Source organism: Paenibacillus sinensis, assembly GCF_019904155.1.
GTDB classification, from domain to species: domain Bacteria; phylum Bacillota; class Bacilli; order Paenibacillales; family Paenibacillaceae; genus Paenibacillus_AQ; species Paenibacillus_AQ sinensis.
The window spans coordinates 1-269 of the sequence record NZ_JAHCMB010000195.1 but is presented as its reverse complement, the minus strand read 5'-3'; the positions used below and the strand labels follow the sequence as shown (position 1 = coordinate 269).

1 pseudogene is annotated in these 269 nt (G+C 39.4%); it reads left to right on the top strand.

The annotated features are described in order from the left end of the window. Positions 1-35 precede the first annotated feature (35 nt). Positions 36-269 (top strand): annotated as a pseudogene (locus KIH86_RS24415) (hypothetical protein); the annotation flags it as partial.

Here is a 269-nt window from a genome sequence, read left to right as displayed (position 1 = left end):
CAGGGACTCAAAAATTTGAGATTCCGCTGGAACGTATGCGAGCTGCTGTAGCAATCACTGAACAAGAATTGATTGAGAAAAGTAAGAGCGTTGTTGGTCGTGCCTTAATTGGAACCATAATTGTACCTGGATTAGGCACTATCGTGGGTGGAATGTCCGGCATTGGTACGAAAAAGAAAGACGGCAAAAAAAATCATTACTTGATTTTAAATTTTATTGATTCCAAGGGAGAACTTGCTGCTGTAACGTTTCAAGATCAAGTGAAATTT